The organism is Actinomadura monticuli, from assembly GCF_041463655.1.
Lineage (GTDB): Bacteria > Actinomycetota > Actinomycetes > Streptosporangiales > Streptosporangiaceae > Spirillospora > Spirillospora monticuli.
The window spans coordinates 460,532-481,248 of the sequence record NZ_JAXCEI010000003.1 but is presented as its reverse complement, the minus strand read 5'-3'; the positions used below and the strand labels follow the sequence as shown (position 1 = coordinate 481,248).

The following is a 20,717-nucleotide window of genomic DNA, read 5'->3' as shown; positions in this document are numbered from 1 at the left end:
GGGACATGGCTGTCTACGGGATCGACCTCGGAACCACGTACTCCTGCATTGCCTCCATCGACGATGTAGGGCGGCCCGCGGTCCTGCGGAACCTGGAGGGCACCGACACCACGCCGTCCGTCGTCTTCTTCGAGAGCGGCGAGAACGTCGTCGTGGGCGCCACCGCGAAGGACACCGCGGTCCTGGAGCCCGACAACGTCGTCAGCCTCGTCAAGCGCGACATGGGCCGGGACGTGACGCGCCCCGTCCACGGGATCGACTTCACGCCCGAGGAGGTGTCGGCGTTCATCCTGCTGAAGCTCGCGACGGACGCGCGCACCACGACCGGCGAGGACGCCCGGGACGTCGTCATCACCGTCCCCGCCTACTTCGGCGCGGCCGAGCGCGACGCGACCCGCAAGGCGGGGCGGATCGCCGGGCTGAACGTCATCGACATCGTGTCCGAGCCGATCGCCGCCGCGATCACCTACGGCGTCCTCAACCCCGAGCAGGACCGGACGATCCTGGTGTACGACCTCGGCGGCGGGACGTTCGACACCACCGTCATCGCGCTGCGCGGAGGCCACATCGAGGTCGTGTGCACCGACGGCGACCACGAGCTGGGCGGCGCCGACTGGGACGCGCGGCTCGTGGAGCACCTCGCCGAGCGGTTCCGGGAGGAGCATCCCGACGCGGGCGACCCGCTCGACGACAAGCAGACCGAGCAGCAGCTCCGCCGCGACGCCGAGGACGCCAAGAAGGCCCTCACGACGCGCACCGCCCACACCGTCCGGGTGATGCACGGCGGCCGGGTCGCGGCGGTCGAGGTGACGCGGGAGAAGCTGGAGGAGCTCACCAAGGACCTCCTCGACCGGACCGTGGAGATCACCGGCCGGACGCTGTCGACCGCCGCCGAGAAGGGCGTGGACGACTACGACGACCTCGTCCTCGTCGGCGGGTCCACGAAGATGCCGGTGGTCGCGGCGCGGCTGCAGACCGAGCTCGGCCTCGCGCCCCGGCTCCAGGACCCCGACCTCGCGGTCGCGAAGGGCGCGGCGCTGTACGCGTTCGAGGAGACGTACCGGCGGCTCGTCCGGGAGGGCGCCGCCGAGCGCGCCGAGGAGATGGCCACCCGGGCGGGGCTGTCCGCCGAGCAGCAGAAGCAGATCGCCGGGCGGCAGATCAAGACGGTCGCGTCGCACGCGTTCGGGATCGTCGTCGTCGACCGGGAGACCGGCGCCGAGAACGTCGCGCACCTCGTGCACGCCAACGACGAGCTGCCCGCCGCGAAGACCGAGGACTTCTTCACCGTCTACGACGACCAGGCGTCCGCCGACATCCGGGTGATGGAGCAGGCCGGGGTCGTCGAGTCCGCCGACCTGATCGACAACACCGAGATCGCGACCGGGGAGATCCGCGTCCCGCCGGGCAAGAAGGCGGGCTGGCCGATCGGCGTCACCTTCGCGCTCGACTCGTCCGGGCTGCTGAACGTCACGGCCGTGGAGAAGGAGACCGGCGAGCGGCTGGAGCTGAAGGTGGACGTCGGCGGGATGTCCGAAGAGGAGGTCGAGCGCTCTCGCAAGGCCCTCTCCCGGGTCCAGGTCAGCTAGCGCCCACCGACGTCTTGGAGGCGCCCGTGTCGTTCGACGACGACTACCGGCGGGACGTGCTGGAGCCCGCGCGGGCGGCGGGCGACCAGCCTCCCGAGGATCTGCGCGCCCGGTACGCGCTGCCCGATCCGCCGTCCTCCGGCCCGCACCCGCCGCCTCCCGGCGGACGGGCCCCGCTCGACGGACTCACCGGGCCCGCCGTCGCGGCGCGGGTGAAGCAGGTCCGGCAGTGCTGGCGGCGGGCCCGCGGGCAGCTGAAGTACCGCAAGCTGATCGACCGGCTGGAGGCCGAGCACCGCGAGCTGGCCCCGCTGTTCTCCGCCGCCGAGCGCGGCGACCTGCGCCCGCTGGAGCAGCGGCTGCGCGCCGGCCGGGAGCGCACCGAGCGGCGCCGCGGCCAGGCCCGCGCGCGCCTCGCCGACGCCGCCGGGACGCTGCGCATGGCGGCGCCCGCCGAGCTGGAGGGCATCGCCCGCGCCGCCGGCGTGACCCGCGCCGAGCTGGCGGAGCTGGCCGCCGCCGACGGCATCGAGATCCGCGAACCGGACCCGCTGCCGTCGACCGCGCCCTACCCCGCGTACCGGAAGGTGCGCGAGTCGCTGGACGTCCTCGGCAAGCGGCACCTCGCCGACTTCCTGTTCGGGCCGGTCGGCGCGATCCGCGTCCTGGACGGGTTCGCCGCGGCCGGCGGCGACGTGGCCCTCGACCGCGGCGCGGTCGCGGCGGCCGGCGCCGAGTGGGCGCGCCGCAGCCGCGACACGAGCACGACGCACGCCGACACGGTCCTCGCGGCGCTCCGCTCGGACGCCGACCCGCACGCCCTGCTGCTGTTCGACGTGGTCGACCGGCTCCGGGAGCGGCTGCGGCAGCGGGCGTCCGAGCGGGCGCTGCTGCGGCACGCGGTCGAGGACCTCGGCGTCGAGCAGGGCGACGCGCGCCGCCTGGTGTTCGCGCTCGTCCGGGAGACGGGCCCGGGGGGCGGCCCCGCCGGGCGCCTGCGCGGGCTGCTCGACGCGGGCGACGTGTTCGCCGCCGCCGAACTCGCCGACGCCGCGAAGATCCCGCACCCGTCCCCGCACGGGGAGGCGCCGGAGGAGGAGGTCCTCGCCGCCGAGGCCCGGCACCGCCTCGACACCGCCCTCCGCCTCCGCGAGACCGCGGCCGCCGAACCCGACCCGGACCGCGCCTTCCGCCTCCTCGCCGACGCCCTGCGCCTCGTCCGCGACCTCCCCGGCGCCGCCCGGCACCAGGAGCGGCTTCCGCCCCGCCCCGTCCCGTCCCTGCACGCGGACGTGGACCCGGCCGGCGCGGGCGACGCCTCAGCGGGCCGCGCCACGGTGCGGTTGTCGTGGGAGACGTCGCCGTCGACGGCGGGCGAGATCGGGTACCACGTCGTGCGGCGGGTCGGGCGGGCGCCGCGGGACGCGCGGGACGGGCAGGTCATCGCGGGGGCGCTGGACGAGCGGCCCCCCGTCAACGTGCCGCTGTACTACGGGGTGTTCGCCGTCCGCGGGGAGGGTGTGGCCGCGCCCGCCGTGGCGGGGCCCGTCGTGGTGCGGCCGGAGCCCGGGGACGTCGAGCTGGTCGCCGGGGACGGGGAGGTCACCGGGCGGTGGCGGTGCCCCGCGGAGGCGGCGCGGGTCGTGGTGCTGCGGGACGGGCGGCCCGTGCCGGCGGGACGGGACGGCTTCCGCGAGCGGGTCCCCAACGGGCGGACCCACCACTACCTGGTCCGCGCCGTCTACCTCGACGAGGGCGGGCGGGAGCTGGTGACGGACGGCGTGCGCGCGTCCGCCACGCCCGGCGCGCCGCCCGAACCCGTCTACGAGCTGGACGCCGAGACCGACGCGTCCGATCCGGGGCTGGTGCGGGTGCGGTTCGAGCCGCCCGGCAACGGGACCGTGGAGCTGGTGCTGTCGGACGGACCGCCGCCGTGGCCGCGCAGCGCGATCGTCCCGCTGGAGGAGGTGCGGCGGGAGACGCGGCGGCTGGCGTGCGCGCCGGCGCCGGGCGGCCTGGAGGTCCGGCCGGGGTCGAGCGGATGGCTGCTGGCCGTGTCGGTCGCGGAGGGCGCCGCCGCGATCGGCGCCTACCACCGGCACGTGAACCTCCCGCCGCCGCGCCGGCTGGTCGCCGAGCGGCGCGGCGCGTACGTGCACGTCGGCTTCGACTGGCCGGCGGACGTCACCGAGGTCGACCTCGAATACCTGGTCGCCGGGGAGCCCCGCGCCGAGACGGTGACCCGGGCCTCCTACGACACCCAGGGCGGGATACGGCTGGCCGTCCCCGAGGACGCGCCCGTCGAGCTGTCGGTCTCCGCGGCCGGGACCGCGGGCGGCGCGCGGGTGACCGGGCCGCCGGTGACCGCCGAGGTCGCGGCGCGCGCGATCGTCCGGTACGACGTGCTGCGGTCGGGGCCGCCGTGGCGGCGGTCGCTGACGATCCGGCTCACCTCGTCCCGGCCGCTGCGGGTGGCGCGGCTGTCGCTGGTGCTGCGCGCCGGGCGGGTCATGCCGCACCGCCCCGGCGACGGCGACACGGTCGGCGCCTGGGAGCAGGTGCCCGTTCCGGGCGAGCTGTCCCTCGCGGCGCCGGACGCGTCCGCGCCGTACTGGCTCCGCTGCTTCGCCGACGACGCCGGCGTCGAGCTGAGCGACCCTCCCGTCCGCCGGCTGCAGGTCGCCCGATGACGCGGCCGCTGGCCCGGGTGGGCATTCCGGGGGTGCCGTCCAGGCAGGGCATCACCTGCCCCTACTGCTTTGCGTCGGTGGCGCCGCAGCGGGTGCTGTTCCGGTGCCGCGGGCAGGCGGGGCGGCGGCAGGGGTGCGCGCCGGTCCTGGACGAGGCGCTGGCGGAGTACACGGGGTCGACGGCGGGCGCGTCGCTGCCGCCGGTGTTCGCCGCGTCCGGGCGCAAGGGGCGGGCCGACTGCCCCGAGTGCGGGCTGCCGACCGGGAACCGGGCCTGCCCCGACTGCCACAACCCGCTGCCGTCCGCGTACTGCGACTCGCCGGGCCGCATCGTCGCGCTCGTGGGCGCGAAGAACGCGGGGAAGAGCACCTACATCGCCGTCCTGCTGCACGAGCTGATGAACCGGGTCGGGACGGAGCTGGACGCGTCGCTGGTGGCGTGCGACGACCGGACGATCGAGCGGTACAAGCGCGACTTCGCCCGGCCGCTGCTGGAGGAGCGGCGGCTGCTGCCGACGACGGCGAGCGCCGCGACCGGCCCGCGCGAGCCGCTCGTGTACCTGCTGACGCGGACGCGGCGGGGCCGGTTCGCGCGGTCCCGCAACGACTCGCTGGCGCTGGTGCTGTTCGACACGGCGGGCGAGGACCTGCGCAGCAGGCAGGTCACCGACCTGCACCTGCGGTACCTGGAGGCCGCCGACGCGATCATCTTCCTGGTCGACCCGCTGGAGCTGCCCGGCGCGCGGGCGGGCGTGCGGGACGCCGTCCCCGCGCCGCGCGCGGCCGGGGAGGACCCCGACAGCGAGCCGCTCAACGTCATCGCGCGGGTGACCGAGACGCTGCGCCGGCGGCACGGGACCCGTCCGGGCGAGCCGCTGCCGGTGCCGGTCGCGGTCGCGCTCACCAAGATCGACGTGCTGCGGCCGGGGCTGCTGGAGCAGTCGGCGCTGCACCGGTCGCGGTCCGGGCAGGGCGTCCTGGACCTGGACGACAGGGACGCGGTGGACGAGCAGGTCCGGGCCCTGCTGCACGAGTGGCAGGCGGGGCAGCTCGACACCTACCTCGGGCAGCAGTACGCGGGCCACGCGCTGTTCGGGCTGTCGGCGCTCGGCGGCGTCCCGGCGCAGGGACGCGTCGGCGCGGGCGGCGTCCGGCCGTACCGGGCCGAGGACCCGCTGCTGTGGCTGCTATACCGGTTCGGGATGCTCGACGGCGTCCGCCCCGGAGGTGGGTAGTGGCCTGGCAGCTGCACTACACGTCCGCGCGGCACGGGCCGACCGGCCGGGCGGGGTTCCAGTTCGTCGCGGAGACCCCCGGCCTGCCGGACGGGGTCCGGGCGGGCGTGACGCCCTACCTGTCGTACCGCCCGCCGCCGGACGCGCCGCCGTCCCCCGACGACTCCGAGCTCGACCTGTTCCCCGTGTCGCTGCTGTACGACCGGGTGGACGGGCGTCCGCTGCTGCTGCGCTGCCGGTACCTCGGCCGCGACTACTCGGGGCGCTACGGCAACTTCTTCGCGCACGCGGTGGTGGCCGAGCCCGACGAGCTGGAGGGGCTGCGGCCCGCCGAGCTGTGGCACGCCGCGCACTGGACGCGGCGGCCCGCGCGGCAGGCCGTCCTCGACCCGCTGGACGAGCTGACCCCGGGCGCCGCGCTCGACCCCGAGGCGCTCGCCGCGTGGCTCGCCGCGTCCGGCCCCGACGACCCGTACGCGCTGCTCGCCCGCATCGTGGACGCCGTCGCGGACGTCCTCGGCCGCGGCCACGGCCGCGTGGTGCTGGTCGCCGACGACGTGGAGCTGGTCGCGCGCTGGATCGCGGTCGTGTCGTACTCGCTGCCGGTCGCGGCGGCGGCGCGGCTGTCGTTCGTCACCTACACCGCCGACCCGGACGGCGCCGCGCAGCGCCTCGTCGGCACGACCCCCGCGGTCTGGGGCGCCGTCCGGCACCACGCCTCGCACGCGTCCGCGTTCGACCTGCGCGAGGGCGGCGCGGACGGGTCGGCGAGCCGGTTCGCGCGGACCGTCGCGGACTGCTGGCGCGCCGCCGACCTCGGCGGCCTCGACGCGCTCGGCGAGCTGGCCCCCCTCGACGACCCCGCACGGGAGGGGGCCGCCGCGCTGCTGGCGCTGTGCCGGCGCGACCCGACCGTCACGGCCGGGGAGGAGGACGCGGCGGCGAAGCTGCTGGAGCTGCGCGGGGCCGCGATCCCCGCGTGGGTGTGGCGCGACCTCGTGCCCGGCGTCGCCTCCATGGGGCCCGACCTGGCGCTCGCCGTGCACGAGCGGGCCCCGGCCGCACTGCGGAACGCCGTGCTGGACGGGGTGCTCGCCGGGCTCGCCGGCGGACGGGCGGAACTGCTCACGCCGGAGCACTGCGACCTGCTGTACCGGCACGCCGAGCGGCTCCGTGCCGTGCCCGCCGTCGCCGTCCCCGTGCTGACGTCCGTCGCCCGCAGGAGTCCGGGGCGCCGGATCGCGGTCACCGGCGAGCTGCTGCGGCTGGACGGCGCCGGCTCCGGCGACCTCGCCGCGGCGCTCCGCGAGGTGTGGGAGACGCCGCCGTCCGCCGGGGAGTGCACCGGCCTCCTCGACGCGCACGGCGCGCATCCCGCGCTGGCCGCGCTGCCGTCCCGCACGTTCACCCGGCTGGCGTTCCCCGGCGGCGAGCGCCTCGCCGACACGGCGACGCTGCGGCTCGCCGAACGGGTCCGCGCGGTCATGCCGGACGGGCGCGCCGGCCGCGACGCCGCCGTCGTCCAGGCGTACGGGACGGCGATCACCGCGGACCCGGCGCGCGCGGCCCGCGCCCTGGCGGAGATCGCGGCCGCGGAGGGCGCGACCCGGCAGCTCGCCGACGAGGCGTTCGTCGGCGCGGCGGGGCGGCTGGCCCGGCGGCCGCCGCGGTTCCGGGCCGAGCTGCTCGCGGCCGTGCCGCCGCCCGTCCGCGCCCGGATCGCCGAACGGTGGACCGCCGAGCCGGCCGGCCGCGCCCGCAACCGCGGGCCGCTGCTCGGGCGCGAGATCGAGCGGCGCAACGACCTGGTCGAGGTCGTGCTGCGGCTGCGCGAGCGCGGCGTGGCCGAGCCGTCCCTGGAGGCGTGGGCGCGGGCGGCGGCCGGGCGGTGGCTCGCCGCCAAGCAGCTCGACGCGCACCTCGCCCGCAGTCCCGAACTGCGCGCCGCGCTCCGCGACCTGCTCGCCGAAGACGGGGGGTGAGCGTGCATCCCGTCATCGTGCTGCTGCTGATCGCCGTGTGGCTGGGCGCCATGTGGCTCGGGTTCATGTACGTGTTCCCGGTGCTGTTCGCCGCGACGCTGGTCGTCGCCGGAGCCGCCGCGCTCGGCGTGTACTACCTGCACGCGTGCCGGACGCTCGCGCCGTCCAGCCTGGAGGGACCGTCGCCGGTCGCGGCGCCGGACGTCGCCTACCGGCACTACCTGCTCGGCCAGGTGTGGCGCGACTGGTGGACGATCAGCCGCACGGTCGTCCCGCAGGTGTACCGGACGGCGCGCGGCGTCGTGCTGAGCCTGACCCGGACGCTCCTCGGCGGCCCCTGGGGGTTCTTCGTCTTCCCGGTCTGGCTGGCGCTGTGCGCGGGCATCGTCGCCGCCGCCGTCCCCGCCTCGGTGTTCGTGCTGGCGCTGACCGTCCTGTACGGGCTGGTCGCGACGGTCGGGCTCGCGGCGTGGGGGGCGTGCGTGCTCGTCCTGGCGGCGGTGGAGCGCGGGTTCATGATGTACGGGCGGATCCTCCAGACCTGCCCGCACCCGTTCTGCTACGAGCGGATCGGCCTGCCGGAGTACGAGTGCCCGGGATGCGGGGCCCGGCACCGGCGTCTCACGCCGGGCGCGCGCGGCGCGTTCCGCAACGTGTGCCGCTGCGGGGCGCGGCTGCCGACGACCGTCCCGCTCGGCCGGTTCCGGCTCGCCGCCTACTGCCCGCACTGCGGCGGGCGCCTGCCGGAGCGGATCGGGCGCGTCCGCGTGGAGCCGCTGCCGTTCGTCGGCGGCCCGGCCGCCGGCAAGACCACGTTCATGGTCCTCGGCATCCGGGCGCTGCACGCGCGGGCCCGCGCCGTCCACGGGCGGCTCTCGTTCGTCGAGCAGCGGCACGCGCAGGCGTACGCGGGCGCGATACGCGAGTTCCAGCGCGGCGGGCGGCTCGCCAAGACCGGCCCGGAACTCCCCCTGGCCACCATGGTGGACGTCGATCTCCCGGGACGCGCGCGCCGCATCCTCTACCTGTTCGACCCCGCCGGGGAGCACTACACGGGCGCGACGGAGGTCGAGTCCCTGCGCTACCTCGACCACAGCGAGGCGCTGCTGTTCGTCGTCGACCCGTTCGCCCTCCCCCATCTGCGCGGCGCCCTCACCGGCAGCGAGCGGGAGTTCATCGACCACGCCGCCGTGTCGTCGGAGGAGGACCCGGCCGACACCCTGCAGCGGGTGCTGAACGACCTGCGCTCGCGTCCCGACCAGGGCCGGCAGAAGCGGGTGGCCGTCGTCGTCACCAAGACCGACCTGCTGACCCGGACGGAGATCGGCCGCTGCCTGAAGGGGGACGCCGACCTGCGCGACTGGCTCGGACGCGTCGGCCTCGGCAACACCGTCCGCACCCTCGACCAGGTCGCCGCGCAGGTGCGGTACTTCGCCTCCGGCCTGGCCACGGAGCCGGCGGACGTCGCCGAACTGCTCGGCTGGGTGGTCGGGCTCGGCCCCGCCGGGGCGTCGGACGGCGACGCGCCCCTCACCGACGCCCCGCAGGAGCCGCCGGGCACCGCGCCGCTGCGCGCCCCCTGGCCGGTGCGGGGGCGGGGCTCGGGCCGCGTCCCCATCGGCTACCAGGTCGGGCGCTGGGCCGTGCTGTCGGGGGTGTCCGCGCTGACCATCGCGACCGTGACGGGCGCCGTCGTCGCCGCCGCCGAACGATTCCCCTTCTGAGCGCCCCCGTGGCCGGGCGTGTTCGCGGTCCTGGCCGGGATCGGCGTGGCGCTGTTCCTGGGCTCGCTGCTCGGGCTGCGGGAGACGCTGCCGCCCGGGCAGCGCGAGACCGGCGGCCTGCGCGCGACGGCGCGGACGTTCCGGGCGCTGCTCGGCGTCGCGCAGTTCGCGCTGGGCGGCGCCGCCGCGCCGCTCGCCGGGATCGCCGGGCCCGGCACCGCCGTCCCGATGGCCCTGTCGATCGCGGTCCTGGCGGTGCTGGCCGCGGCCGTCCCCGCGGTCGCCGCGCGGCCCCGGCAGGTTGCGTCACGGAACTGACGCCGCGTACGGTCGGGATGTGATCGTTCGCATCGGCATGGCCCCGGCAGCGTCCGCCCTCGGCCCCGAAGCGCTGAGCACGCTCGCGCTCGGCCTCGAACGGGAGGGCTTCGACTCCCTGTGGGTGTCGGAGCGGGTGACCGGTCCCGCGCTCGACCCCGTCGTGACCCTCACCTACGCGGCGGCGCTGACGTCCCGGATCAAGTTCGGGATGGCGGTCATGACCCTCCCGGGGCGCGCGCCCGCCGTCCTCGCCAAGGAGACGGCCTCGCTGGACGTGCTGTCCGGCGGGCGGCTGCTGCCCGCCTTCGGGCTCGGGCAGCGGCACGCGGGCGAGCAGCAGGCGTTCGGGGTGCGGCGGGAGGAGCGCGCGGCGATCTTCGAGGAGGCGCTGCCGCTGCTGCGCCGGTTCTGGGCCGAGGACGAGGTCACCCACGACGGGCCGCGGTTCCGCTACGAGGCGCTGCGCGTGCTGCCGAAACCGGCGAAGGGCGGGTTCGACGTCTGGATGGGCGGGACGTCCGAACCGGAGCTGCGCCGCACCGGCCGGCTCTCCGACGGGTGGCTCGCCGCGTTCACCACCCCGGCCGAGGGCGAGCGGGGCCGGCTGACCGTCCAGGAGGCGGCGGCGGGCGCGGGGCGCGAGATCGAGGAGGAGCACTTCGGCGCGGTCGTCCCCTACCGGCGCGGGCCGCTGTCCGGCGAGGCGGAGGCCCGGTTCGCGCGCGTGCGGCGGGTCAGCGGGCCCGCGCCGCTGAAGGACGTCGTGCCCGACCTCGACGGGCTGGCGGCGCACCTCGGCCGCCTGGTCGAGGCGGGGCTGTCGAAGTTCGTGCTGGCCCCGCTGTCGCCGCCGGACGACTGGGACGCCGAACTCGCCGACGTCAGCGACGCGGCCCTGCACCTGCAGACGCGGCGCTAGCTAGCGGAGGGCGGCGAGGATGAACCCGGCGACCTCGTCCGCGAGCCGGTCGGCGCTCTTCGGGCCGTCCGGGCGGTACCAGGACGGCATCTGGTTGACCATGCCGAGCGCGACGATCGTGACGGTCTCGGCGGGGGTGTCCGCGCTGAACACGCCGTCCCGCTGGCCCTGCTCGACGAGCTCCCGGAACGCCACGTGGTAGCGGCGGCGGTCGGCGCGGACCGAGCGCATCCGGGCGTCGTCCAGCCGGTCCTTGTCGCGGGAGAACACCTTCGCCTCGTCGATGTGCTCGGCCGTGCTGCGGATCAGCCCGGTCAGCACCGCGCGGACGGCGTCGCGCGGCGGCAGCCCGCGGGCCAGCACGGCGCGCAGGTCGGCGAGCTGCCGGGCGATCAGCGAGTGGTAGATCTCGTAGAGGAGATCGTCCTTGGAGTCGAAGTAGTGGTACAGGGCGCCCTTGGTGACCTCGGCGGCCGCCACGATGCCCTGCACGGACGTCCCGTCGAAGCCGTGCTCGGCGAACAGCCGGAGCGCGGCGTCCAGGATCCGCCGCTCGACCGCGCTCTGCCGGACGGGCGCCGACGACTCCGGCACCGGTACCGTCTCCGTCACCTGTGGACACCTCCCTTTGCGGCGGGGCATTGACGCGCGCGCGTCCCGCGTCTTAGCTTGCCAGAAACCGACCGGTCGGTATGCACCGGTGGCGCGATTTTCCGAGGAGAAGCCGATGCCCGCAGTAGAGACCGTCCGCGGCCCCGTCGACGTCACCGGCCTGGGACGCACGTTCATGCACGAGCACGTCTTCGTCCTCGGCACCGAGAACGTGGAGAACTACGGCGCGGGCGACTGGTGGGACGAGGAGGAGAAGGCCGCCGACGCGGTCGCCAAGCTGCGCGAGCTGGCCGGTCGCGGCATCACCACGATCGCCGACCCCACCGTGTGGGGGCTCGGCCGCTACATCCCGCGCATCGAGCGGATCGCCGAGCAGGTCCCCGAGCTCAACATCATCGTCGCGACGGGCATCTACACCTACCACGACATCCCGTTCCAGTTCCTGCACCGGGGGCCGGGCACGATGCTGGACGTCGGCCCCGACCCGATGATCGCCGACTTCACCCGCGACCTGACCGAGGGCATCGCCGGGACCGGGGTGAAGGCCGCGTTCCTCAAGTGCGCCGTGGACGCGCCGGGCCTCACCCCGGCCGTCGAGCGCATCCTGCGGGCCGTCGCCGCCACGCACCGCGAGACGGGCGCGCCGGTCACCGTCCACACCGAGAGCTCGATCCATGCGGGGCGGACGGTCGTGGACATCCTCGGCGAGGAGGGCGTGGACCTCACCAAGGTCGTCGTCGGGCACGCGGGCGACAGCAACGACCTCGACTACCTGATGGAGCTGGCCGACACCGGCGCGATCCTCGGCATGGACCGGTTCGGCCTCGACATCATCAACCCGACCGAGCGCCGGGTCGCCACCATCGCGGCCCTGTGCGAGCGCGGGTACGCCGACCGGATCGTGCTCAGCCACGACGCGAGCTGCTTCATCGACTGGTTCGGCCCGGACCCGGCGACCGTCCCGGCGATGCAGCCGAACTGGCACTACCGGCACATCAGCGACGACGTCCTGCCCGCGCTGCGCGCCGCCGGCGTCGGCGACGGGCAGGTCGACCAGATGCTGGTCGCGAACCCGAGGCGCTACTTCAGCCGCTGACCGGCCACGCGCCGGCACCTCCTCCACATTCCGGACTATTTCCCATGAATCGGGAATCATGGAGGGAATCTGCGGGAGGAGGCACCGAGGTGAGCGACTACCCCGTGCGCCATGGCCTGCGCACCGCGATCGCGATGCCGCTGGTCATGGCGGCGGCCCTGCTCGTCCCGGGCTGCCGGGTGGTGGAGGGCGGCGGACCGGAGGACGTCCCGCCCGTCGTCGAGACCACCGCGACCAAGCACGCCAAGCCCAGCGGACGCAAGCCGGGCGTGGTCAACATCGAGACCGAGCAGGAGCTGAGCGGCACCCGCGCCGCCGGGACCGGCATCGTGCTCACCGCGGACGGCCTGGTGCTGACCAACAACCACGTGATCAAGGGCGCCACCGCGATCGAGGGGACGGACACCGACAACCGCCGCAGCTACCCCGCGGAGGTCGTCGGCTACGACCGGGCGGGCGACATCGCGGTGATCAGGCTGACCGGCGCGGCCCGGCTGAAGGTCGCCGTGTTCGGCTCCGCGTCCGCGGTGAACGTCGGCGACGTGGTGACCGCCGTCGGCAACGCGGGCGGCAAGGGCGGGTCGCCGGCCGTCGTCACCGGCAAGGTCACCGCCCTGGAGCAGTCCGTCACCGCCCGCGACGACAGCAGCGGCACGACCGAGCGGCTCACCGGGCTGATCGAGACCAGCGCGCCGATCAGGCCGGGCGACTCCGGCGGCCCCCTCCTGGACACCGGCGGGCGGATCATCGGCATCAACACCGCGGCGTCCGCCGGGCTCTCCACGAGGAGCGCCAAGCCGAAGAAGGACCACCGCGGCTACGCCATCCCGTCCGACCGGGCGCTGGAGATCGCCCGCCGGATCCAGCGCGGCGAGGCGTCCTCGACCGTGCACATCGGGCGGACGGCCCTGCTCGGCGTCAAGGTCCGCTCCAACGGCCGCTCCCCCGGCGCGCTCGTCGCCGAGGTGGTGCCCGGCTCGCCCGCCGACACCGCCGGCATCCCGGTCGGCGCCGCCATCGTCACCTTCGGCGACGCCGCCGTGGACTCCCCCACCGCCCTCACGTCCCTGATGCTCGCCCGCCACCCGGGCGACACCGTCCGCGTCGAATGGACGACCCGCCAGGGCGCCCGCCTGGGGACCACGCTCCGGCTGGCGGAAGGACCGCCCTGACCGCGGCGCCCGGCGTGCGAGAGTGGAGACGGCCGCCCACCCGGCCGACCACGAACGAGGACGGTGCTCCCCATGACGCGCAAGGCGCCCGACGGTGACTTCGACGACTCGGGTCTGGAGGTCACGCGGCCGAAGACGTGGGCGGCGGGCGTGCCCGGGGTCACCGCCGCGCTGCGCGGGTCGTACGAGCAGATGGGCGTCCGGCGGACGGCGCTGACGCTGCTGCGCGTCAACCAGAGGAAGGGCTTCGACTGCCCGGGATGCGCGTGGCCGGAGGGCGGCCGCCGGCACGTCGCCGAGTTCTGCGAGAACGGCGCGAAGGCCGTCGCGGAGGAGGCGACGACGCGGCGCGTCACGCGGGAGTTCTTCGCCCGGCACACCGTCGCCGAACTGGGCGAGCGGTCCGACCACTGGCTCGGGCAGCAGGGCAGGCTCACCGAGCCGATGGTGAAGCGTGCCGGGTCCGCGTACTACGAGCCCATCGGGTGGGACGAGGCGTTCGGGCTGCTCGCGTCCGAGCTGAACGCCCTGCACTCGCCGGACGAGGCCGTCTTCTACACCTCCGGCCGGACCAGCAACGAGGCCGCGTTCGCCTACCAGCTGTTCGTCCGCGCGTTCGGCACCAACAACATGCCGGACTGCAGCAACATGTGCCACGAGTCGTCCGGGTCGGCGCTGAGCGAGACGATCGGCGTCGGCAAGGGGTCGGTCCTGCTGGACGACCTCGGCAAGGCCGATCTCATCTTCGTCGTCGGCCAGAACCCGGGGACGAACCATCCGCGGATGCTGTCGGCGCTGGAGCGGGCGAAGAAGGAGGGCGCACGGATCGTCGCGGTCAACCCGCTGCCCGAGGCGGGGCTGATGCGGTTCAAGAACCCGCAGCGCCCGTCCGGGGTGGCCGGGCGCGGCACGGTGCTCGCCGACCGGTTCCTGCAGATCCGGCTGAACGGCGACCTCGCCCTGTTCCAGGCCCTCAACCGGATGCTGCTCGAATCGGACGAGCCCGGCGCCCTCGACCGCGGGTTCCTCGACCGGCACGCGCACGGGTTCGAGGCGTTCCGCGCGCACGTCCTCGCCCTGTCCTGGGACGACGTGCTGGAGGCGACCGGGCTGACCCGCGGCGAGATCGCCGCGACGCTCGGCGACGTCCTCGCGGCGAAGCGGATCATCGTCTGCTGGGCGATGGGCCTCACCCAGCACCGCAACTCGGTGCCGACGATCCGGGAGATCGTCAACTTCCTGCTGCTGCGCGGCAACATCGGCCGCCCCGGCGCGGGCGTGTGCCCGGTGCGCGGCCACTCCAACGTGCAGGGCGACCGGACCATGGGCATCTGGGAGAGGCCGAAGCCCGTGTTCCTCGACGCGCTCGCCGCCGAGTTCGGCTTCGTGCCGCCGCGCGAGCACGGCCTGGACACCGTGGGCGCGATCCGCGCCATGCGGGACGGCAGGGTCGGGCTGTTCCTCGGCATGGGCGGCAACTTCGTCCGCGCCACCCCCGACTCGGCCGTCACCGAGGCGGCGCTGCGGGGCTGCCGGCTGACCGCGCAGGTGTCGACCAAGCTCAACCGCTCGCACGCGGTCACCGGCGAGCTCGCGCTGATCCTGCCGACGCTCGGCCGCACCGAGCGCGACGTGCAGGAGTCGGGGCCGCAGTTCGTGTCCGTGGAGGACTCGATGGGCATGGTGCACGCGTCGCGCGGCCGGCTCGCCCCGGCGTCGGAGCACCTGCTGTCGGAGGTCTCCATCGTCTGCCGCCTCGCGCGGGCGACGCTGCCCGGATCGGGCATCGGCTGGGAGGCGATGGAGCGCGACTACGACGTGATCCGCGACCACGTGTCCCGCGTTGTGCCCGGCTTCGACGACTACAACGCCCGCGTCCGCGCGCCCGGCGGCTTCACGCTCCCCCACGCGCCCCGCGACGAGCGCAGGTTCCCGACCGCGACCGGCAAGGCCAACCTGACGGTGAACGAGCTGGAGGTGCTGCGGGTCCCCGAAGGCCGGCTGCTGCTCCAGACCGTCCGCAGCCACGACCAGTACAACACCACCATCTACGGCCTCGACGACCGCTACCGCGGCGTCAAGGCGGGGCGCCGCGTCGTGTTCGTCAACCCGGCCGACCTGTCCGGCCTCGGCATCGCCGACGGCGCGACCGTCGACCTCGTCTCGGAGTGGCCGGACGGCGCCGAGCGCCGCGCCGCCGGGTTCCGCGTGATCTCCTACCCGACCGCGCGCGGCTGCGCGGCGGCCTACTTCCCGGAGACGAACGTCCTCGTCCCCCTCGACAGCACCGCCGAGGTCAGCAACACCCCCACGTCCAAGTCGGTGGTCGTCCGCCTGGAACCGGTCTGATCTTCCCGTCCGGGCGGTCGCCCGCGCGGGCGGCGGCGGATTAGGCTTCGGGCATGACGAACCTCCCCGAGCCGTCGGGCACCCCGGCGGCGCCGGACATGCGGGCCGGCGACGCCGACCGGGAGCGGGTCGCGCAGGTGCTGCGCGACGCGGCCGGCGACGGCCGGCTCACCCTGGCCGAGCTGGACGAGCGGCTGGACGCGGTGTACGCGGCGAAGACCTACGGGGAGCTGGCGCCGCTCACCCGCGACCTGCCCGCGGCGGGGACGTCCGCGCCGCCGGTGCCGCTGACCGGGGCCGACTGGCGGCCCGTCGAGGGCGCGCCGTCCTGGAAGGTCGGCATCGGGGTCATGAGCGGGTTCCGGCGCTCGGGCGTGTGGAACGTCCCCCGGAAGTTCACCGCGTTCGCGTTCTGGGGCGGCGGCAAGATCGACCTGCGCGACGCCCGGTTCAGCGACCAGCAGGTCACGATCCGCTCGCTGGCGATCATGGGCGGGTTCGAGATCATCGTGCCGGACGACATCACCGTGCACGTCAAGGGCATCGGGATCATGGGCGGCTTCGACCAGCGGGCGAGCGGCCCCGGCGTGCCCGGCTCGCCGACGGTCGTGGTGAAGGGCTTCGCGTTCTGGGGCGGCGTCGGGGTGAAGCGCCGCAGGCGCAGGGCGGACAAGCGGAGAGAGCGGGAAGAGCGGGACCGCCGCGAGGCGCTGGAGCCGGGCGAGTAGCGCTCAGCCCGCGGCGATGCGGTCGAGCCATTCGCCGAGCATCGCCGCCTCCGCCGCGGTCAGCGCGGGGGGCGGGTCGGCGGCCAGCGCGGCGCGCAGCGAGACCGCGCGGGCGGCGCGGGACGCGGCGCCGCCGTCGTCCGGCCGCCCGTCCGGGACGGTGATCGCGGCCAGCACCGCCTCCCGCGACCGGGCGGACAGGTCCGGGTCGTCCCCGCCGGAGATGAGCGCGAGCGTGACCCCGACCCCGGCGGCGTGGATCATCCGCACGGCGGTGCCGACCGCGACGCGCAGCCGCCCGGCGCGGGCGACGGCCTCGACCAGGCCGGTCAGGATCCGGTCGGCCTCCGCCGCGATGGGCGGCGTCCGGGCCGTGCCGTACATCAGCGTGTAGAACGCGGGGTTGGTGCGGCCGAACTCGACGTGCAGGTCCCAGCCCTGGCGCAGGTCGCCGACCGGGTCGCCGGTGCCCGTCTGGGCGCGCTTGCTCGCCAGGTACCGCTCGAACCCGTACGCGGCGACGGCGTCGAACAGGCCGCGCTTGTCGCCGAAGTGGTGGTACAGGGTCGGCGCCCCGACCCCTGCGGCGTTGCACACGGCGCGCGTCGAGACCGGCTCGCCGGCCGCTTCCGCGAGCAGCTCGGCGGCCGCGCGGACGATCCGGTCCCGCGTGTCGGGGTCCTTCTGAGCAGTCACAACATCGATGTTACAGAACTTTGCCGAACACTGCTATGCAAAAATGATGTAGCGTTACTACAGTCATTGCTATACCAACGCTATGGCGGTCGTCCCGGCCGCCACCGCCACACGAGAGGGGAGGCGCTCATGCGCAGCGCCGTTCTTTCCGCCGCCGGCCGGCCGCTGGAGATCGTCGAGCGCGAGGTCCCGCGGCCGGGCCCCGGCGAGGTCCTGGTCAAGGTGACCGCGTGCGGGATGTGCTACTCCGAGGTCAACCACCTGCGCGGCCACTACCCGTTCGGGACGTTCCCGGTCGTACCCGGGCACGAGATCAGCGGCGTCGTCGCCGCGCTGGGCGAGGGCGTCGACTGGCCCGGCGTCGGCACCGCGGTCGGCACCGGATGGATCCACGGCTCGTGCGGGCACTGCGACCAGTGCGTGCGCGGCGACCAGATCCTGTGCACCGGGGCGCCCAAGCGGATCACGGGCGTCAACACCGACGGCGGCTACGCCGAGTACTTCGTGGGCCGCGCCGGCTTCGTCACGCCCCTGCCGGACGGCCTCGACCCGGTCGCCGGCGCGCCGCTGATGTGCGCCGGGATCACCGCGTTCAACGGGCTCCGGCGCGCCGGCGCCGCCGCCGGATCGAAGGTCGCCGTGCTCGGCACCGGCGGCGTCGGCACGATGGCCCTCCGGTTCGCCGCCGCCATGGGCGCGCGGGTGGCCGTGGTCTCCCGGTCGCGCCGCGCCGAGAAGGACGCCCTGGACGCCGGCGCCGAGTTGTTCGTCGCGTCCGGCGAGCAGGACCCGGCCGAGGCGCTGCGGGACTGGGGCGGCGCGGACCTCGTGGTGAACACCGCGCCCGACACCGCGACCGGCCTCGCCGCGTTCGGCGGGCTGCGCCCCGACGGCACCCTGCTCTACCTCGGCATGGGCGCCGAGAACGTGAGCGTGCCGCCGGCGGCGCTCGTCATGAACCGAATCCGGGTGATGGGCGTGCCGTCCGGCTCCCCGCACGACCTGCGCGACACCCTCGCGTTCGCGGTCGCGCACGGGATCGTCCCCGAGGTGACGCCGGTCACGCTGGACGAGGCGCCGCGCGTCCTCGCCGCGATGGACGAGGGCACCCACCGCGGCGGCCGCGCGGTCATCACCTTCGGCTGAACCGCGCCTCCGCCCGGGGGGCCGGCCCCCGGGCGGAGCTCCGCTACGGACACCGGCCGCGCCACGGGCGGGCCTTCTCGAAGGCCGCGCAGGCCGCCATGACCAGGGCGTCGGCGTGCCGGGCGCCGATCACCTGGAGGCCGATGGGCAGGCCGTCCGCGGTGAACCCGCACGGCAGGTTCGCGGCCGGCTGCTGGGTCATGTTGAACGGATAGGTGAACGGGGTCCAGCCCGTCCAGCGCGGGGACCGGGCGCCCTGCGGCGCCTCCCGGCCGGCCTCGAAGGCGGCGATCGGCATCGTCGGGGTGAGCAGCAGGTCGTAGCGCTCGTGGAACACGCCCATGCGGCGGCCCAGCTCCATGCGGCGGGCCGTGGCGGTGAGGTACTCGACCGCCGAGTAGCGCGCGCCCTGCTCGCAGATCTCCCGGAGCCCCGGGTCGAGCCGGGCCCGCTCCGCCGCCGACAGGTGCTCGACCACCTTCGCGGCGCCCGCGAACCACAGGACCTCGAACTCCTCGACGGGGTCGCCGCCGAGCCCCGGGTCGGCCTGCTCGACCTTCGCGCCCAGCTCGGTGAAGACCTCGGCGGCGGCGGCCACGGACGCCGCGACCTCCGGGTCGACCTCCGCGAACCCGAGGTCGGGGCTGAACGCGACGCGCAGGCCGGTCAGGTCGTCGGGCCCGCCGTCGGCGAACCGGAAGTCCGGCGGCGGGAGCGCCGACCAGTCGCGGCCGTCGGCGCCGCACACCGCGTCCAGCAGCAGCGCCGCGTCGGCGACCGTGTTCGTCATGGGGCCGGTGTGCGCGAGCGTCCCGAACGGGCTCGCCGGGTAGTGCGGGATGCGGCCGTACGTCGGCTTGATCGTGAACGTGCCAGTGAACGCCGCCGGGATGCGCACCGAGCCGCCGCCGTCGGTGCCGAGCGCGAGCGGCGCCATGCCCGCCGCGACGGCCGCCGCCGCGCCGCCGGACGACCCGCCCGGCGTGCGGGAGGGGTCCCACGGGTTGCGGGTCACGCCGGTGAGCGGGTTGTCGGTGACGCCCTTCCACGCGAACTCGGGCGTGGTGGTCTTGCCGACGAACACCGCGCCCTGCTCGCGGAGCCGCGCCACGGACGGGGAGTCCTCGTCCCAGGGTCCCGCCGGGTCGATCGTCGTGGAGCCGCGCAGCGTGGGCCAGCCCCGGGTGAGCAGCACGTCCTTGATCGAGACGGGCACCCCGTCCAGCGGGCCGAGCATCGCGCCGCGCCGCCGGCGGTCGGCCGCGGCGCGCGCCATGTCGAGCGTCGTCTCCTCGTCGACGAGGCAGAACGCGTTGAGCTTCGGGTCGTCCCGCGCGATGCGGGCGAGCACCGCCTCGGCGGCCTCGACCGGGGAGAGCGTCCCGGCCTCGTACGCCGCCAGCAGTTCGGTCGCGGTCAGGTCGGCCGCGTCGGCCATGGCTACCCCCTCTGGTGAGAACCGGCCCCGCCGGTCGAACCGACGTAGCCGAGCCGCTTGTCCACGATGTTGGACAGCGGGCGGCCCGACGTGTACCGGGCGAGGTTGTCGGTGAACAGTCGGACGAGCTCGTCCCGCCAGCCGACCACGTCGCCGGACATGTGCGGGGAGACGACGACGTTCGGCATCTCCCAGAGGGGGGACGACGGCGGCAGCGGCTCGTCCTCGAAGACGTCCAGCGCGGCGCCCGCGATCCGGCCGCCGCGCAGCGCCTTCACGAGGTCGGGCTCGGCGACCAGCCCGCCGCGCCCCACGTTGATCAGCCGCGCGGACGGGCGCATCCGGTCGAGCGCGGCGGCGTCGATCATGCCGCGCGTCCGCGGGGTGAGCGGCGCCGCCAGGACCACGTAGTCGGCCTCGGCGAGCGCGCCGTCCAGCCGCTCCATCGGGAGGACGGAACCCAGGTCGGGATCGGTGTCGCGGGCGGTGCGCCCGGCGCCGGTGACCGCCAGCCCGGCGGCGGCGAGGCGGCGGCCGATGGCGCGGCCGATCGGCCCGGTCCCGACGACGAGGGCGCGGGCGCCGGTGATCCGCTCGGTCTCGCGGTGCCGCCAGCGCCGCTCGGCCTGCAGCCGGAACGTGGTGTGCAGATCCTTGGCGAAGGCGAGCACGAGGCCGAGGACGTACTCGGCGATCGGCTCGTCGAAGACCCCTCGCGAATTGGTGACAACCGTGTCGCCCTCGACCAGCGCGGGGAAGAGCAGGCGGTCGACGCCGGCGCTCGCGATGTGCACCCAGCCCGGCCCGCCCTCGGCCGGCCACGCGTCCGCGAGCGCGTCCGACAGGAAGTCCCACATGAAGAGCGCGTCGGCGCCCGGCAGGGCCCCTGCCAGCTCCGATTCCCCTACGTACCGGACGCGGGCGAGGCGCTCGGCCTCCGCCATGCCGCGCGGGTGGACGTCCCCCACGAGGACCACCAGGTCAGGCGGCCCACCGGGCGCGTGCTGAACAGGGTCCATC

The 20,717-nt window shown here is 75.5% G+C and carries 16 protein-coding genes; 12 read left to right on the top strand and 4 right to left on the bottom strand.

From position 1 onward, the window contains the following. Positions 1–5 precede the first annotated feature (5 nt). From SM611_RS08770 to SM611_RS08740, 7 genes are read left to right on the top strand one after another with little or no spacing between them, the layout of a single operon-like run. The gene (locus tag SM611_RS08770; RefSeq protein ID WP_371948621.1) at positions 6–1,589 is read left to right on the top strand and encodes an Hsp70 family protein; all 1,584 of its coding nucleotides are present in this window, start codon (positions 6–8) and stop codon (positions 1,587–1,589) included. Between the two features lie 26 nt (positions 1,590–1,615). Then, entirely contained in the window at positions 1,616–4,279 is a 2,664-nt protein-coding gene (locus SM611_RS08765) for a SaeA-related protein (RefSeq protein WP_371948620.1), read from the top strand. Next, positions 4,276–5,514 carry a TRAFAC clade GTPase domain-containing protein gene (locus SM611_RS08760; RefSeq protein ID WP_371948619.1) on the top strand — a complete coding sequence of 413 codons (1,239 nt, stop codon included), beginning with the start codon at positions 4,276–4,278 and terminating at the stop codon, positions 5,512–5,514. The genes SM611_RS08765 and SM611_RS08760 overlap by 4 nt, the downstream gene beginning before the upstream one ends. Beyond that, positions 5,514–7,496 carry a GAP1-N2 domain-containing protein gene (locus SM611_RS08755; protein ID WP_371948618.1) on the top strand — a complete coding sequence of 661 codons (1,983 nt, stop codon included), beginning with the start codon at positions 5,514–5,516 and terminating at the stop codon, positions 7,494–7,496. Before SM611_RS08760 ends, SM611_RS08755 begins: the two co-directional genes overlap by 1 nt. After that, on the top strand, positions 7,493–9,220 hold the full coding sequence (locus SM611_RS08750; protein WP_371948616.1) for a TRAFAC clade GTPase domain-containing protein: 1,728 nt from the start codon (positions 7,493–7,495) through the stop codon (positions 9,218–9,220). The genes SM611_RS08755 and SM611_RS08750 overlap by 4 nt, the downstream gene beginning before the upstream one ends. An 18-nt stretch (positions 9,221–9,238) precedes the next feature. Further along, positions 9,239–9,538 carry a hypothetical protein gene (locus tag SM611_RS08745; protein WP_371948615.1) on the top strand — a complete coding sequence of 100 codons (300 nt, stop codon included), beginning with the start codon at positions 9,239–9,241 and terminating at the stop codon, positions 9,536–9,538. Between the two features lie 19 nt (positions 9,539–9,557). Next, on the top strand, positions 9,558–10,460 hold the full coding sequence (locus tag SM611_RS08740; RefSeq protein WP_371948614.1) for an LLM class flavin-dependent oxidoreductase: 903 nt from the start codon (positions 9,558–9,560) through the stop codon (positions 10,458–10,460). Here SM611_RS08740 and SM611_RS08735 read toward each other — a convergent pair whose 3' ends face one another. Then, positions 10,461–11,072, bottom strand: a complete 612-nt coding sequence (locus SM611_RS08735; protein WP_371948613.1) for a TetR/AcrR family transcriptional regulator — start codon at positions 11,070–11,072, stop codon at positions 10,461–10,463. A gap of 115 nt (positions 11,073–11,187) precedes the next feature. On the opposite strand from SM611_RS08735, the gene SM611_RS08730 reads away from it, so the two are divergent. From SM611_RS08730 to SM611_RS08715, 4 genes are all read left to right on the top strand, one after another. Continuing rightward, the gene (locus tag SM611_RS08730; RefSeq protein WP_371948612.1) at positions 11,188–12,168 is read left to right on the top strand and encodes a phosphotriesterase family protein; all 981 of its coding nucleotides are present in this window, start codon (positions 11,188–11,190) and stop codon (positions 12,166–12,168) included. An 89-nt stretch (positions 12,169–12,257) separates the two neighbouring features. Then, complete coding sequence (locus SM611_RS08725; RefSeq protein ID WP_371948610.1) at positions 12,258–13,340, top strand: S1C family serine protease; 1,083 nt, start codon at positions 12,258–12,260, stop codon at positions 13,338–13,340. 72 nt (positions 13,341–13,412) lie between these two features. Then, positions 13,413–15,689: an FdhF/YdeP family oxidoreductase gene (locus SM611_RS08720; RefSeq protein ID WP_371948608.1), complete on the top strand. Its 2,277-nt coding sequence runs from the start codon at positions 13,413–13,415 to the stop codon at positions 15,687–15,689. Between the two features lie 53 nt (positions 15,690–15,742). Beyond that, complete coding sequence (locus SM611_RS08715; protein ID WP_371948607.1) at positions 15,743–16,417, top strand: DUF1707 SHOCT-like domain-containing protein; 675 nt, start codon at positions 15,743–15,745, stop codon at positions 16,415–16,417. Positions 16,418–16,420: 3 nt separating this feature from the next. Here the strand turns inward: SM611_RS08715 and SM611_RS08710 are convergent, their stop codons facing one another. After that, positions 16,421–17,113, bottom strand: coding sequence for a TetR/AcrR family transcriptional regulator (locus tag SM611_RS08710; protein WP_371948606.1), 693 nt, complete (start codon positions 17,111–17,113; stop codon positions 16,421–16,423). Positions 17,114–17,242: 129 nt separating this feature from the next. Here SM611_RS08710 and SM611_RS08705 point away from each other — a divergent pair, with 129 nt between their 5' ends. Beyond that, complete coding sequence (locus SM611_RS08705) at positions 17,243–18,259, top strand: alcohol dehydrogenase catalytic domain-containing protein (protein ID WP_371948604.1); 1,017 nt, start codon at positions 17,243–17,245, stop codon at positions 18,257–18,259. A gap of 43 nt (positions 18,260–18,302) precedes the next feature. Here the strand turns inward: SM611_RS08705 and SM611_RS08700 are convergent, their stop codons facing one another. Both SM611_RS08700 and SM611_RS08695 read right to left on the bottom strand, forming a co-directional pair. Further along, on the bottom strand, positions 18,303–19,697 hold the full coding sequence (locus SM611_RS08700) for an amidase (protein WP_371948602.1): 1,395 nt from the start codon (positions 19,695–19,697) through the stop codon (positions 18,303–18,305). Between the two features lie 2 nt (positions 19,698–19,699). Continuing rightward, positions 19,700–20,716, bottom strand: a complete 1,017-nt coding sequence (locus tag SM611_RS08695; RefSeq protein WP_371948601.1) for a D-2-hydroxyacid dehydrogenase — start codon at positions 20,714–20,716, stop codon at positions 19,700–19,702. Between the last annotated feature and the right edge of the window lies 1 nt (position 20,717).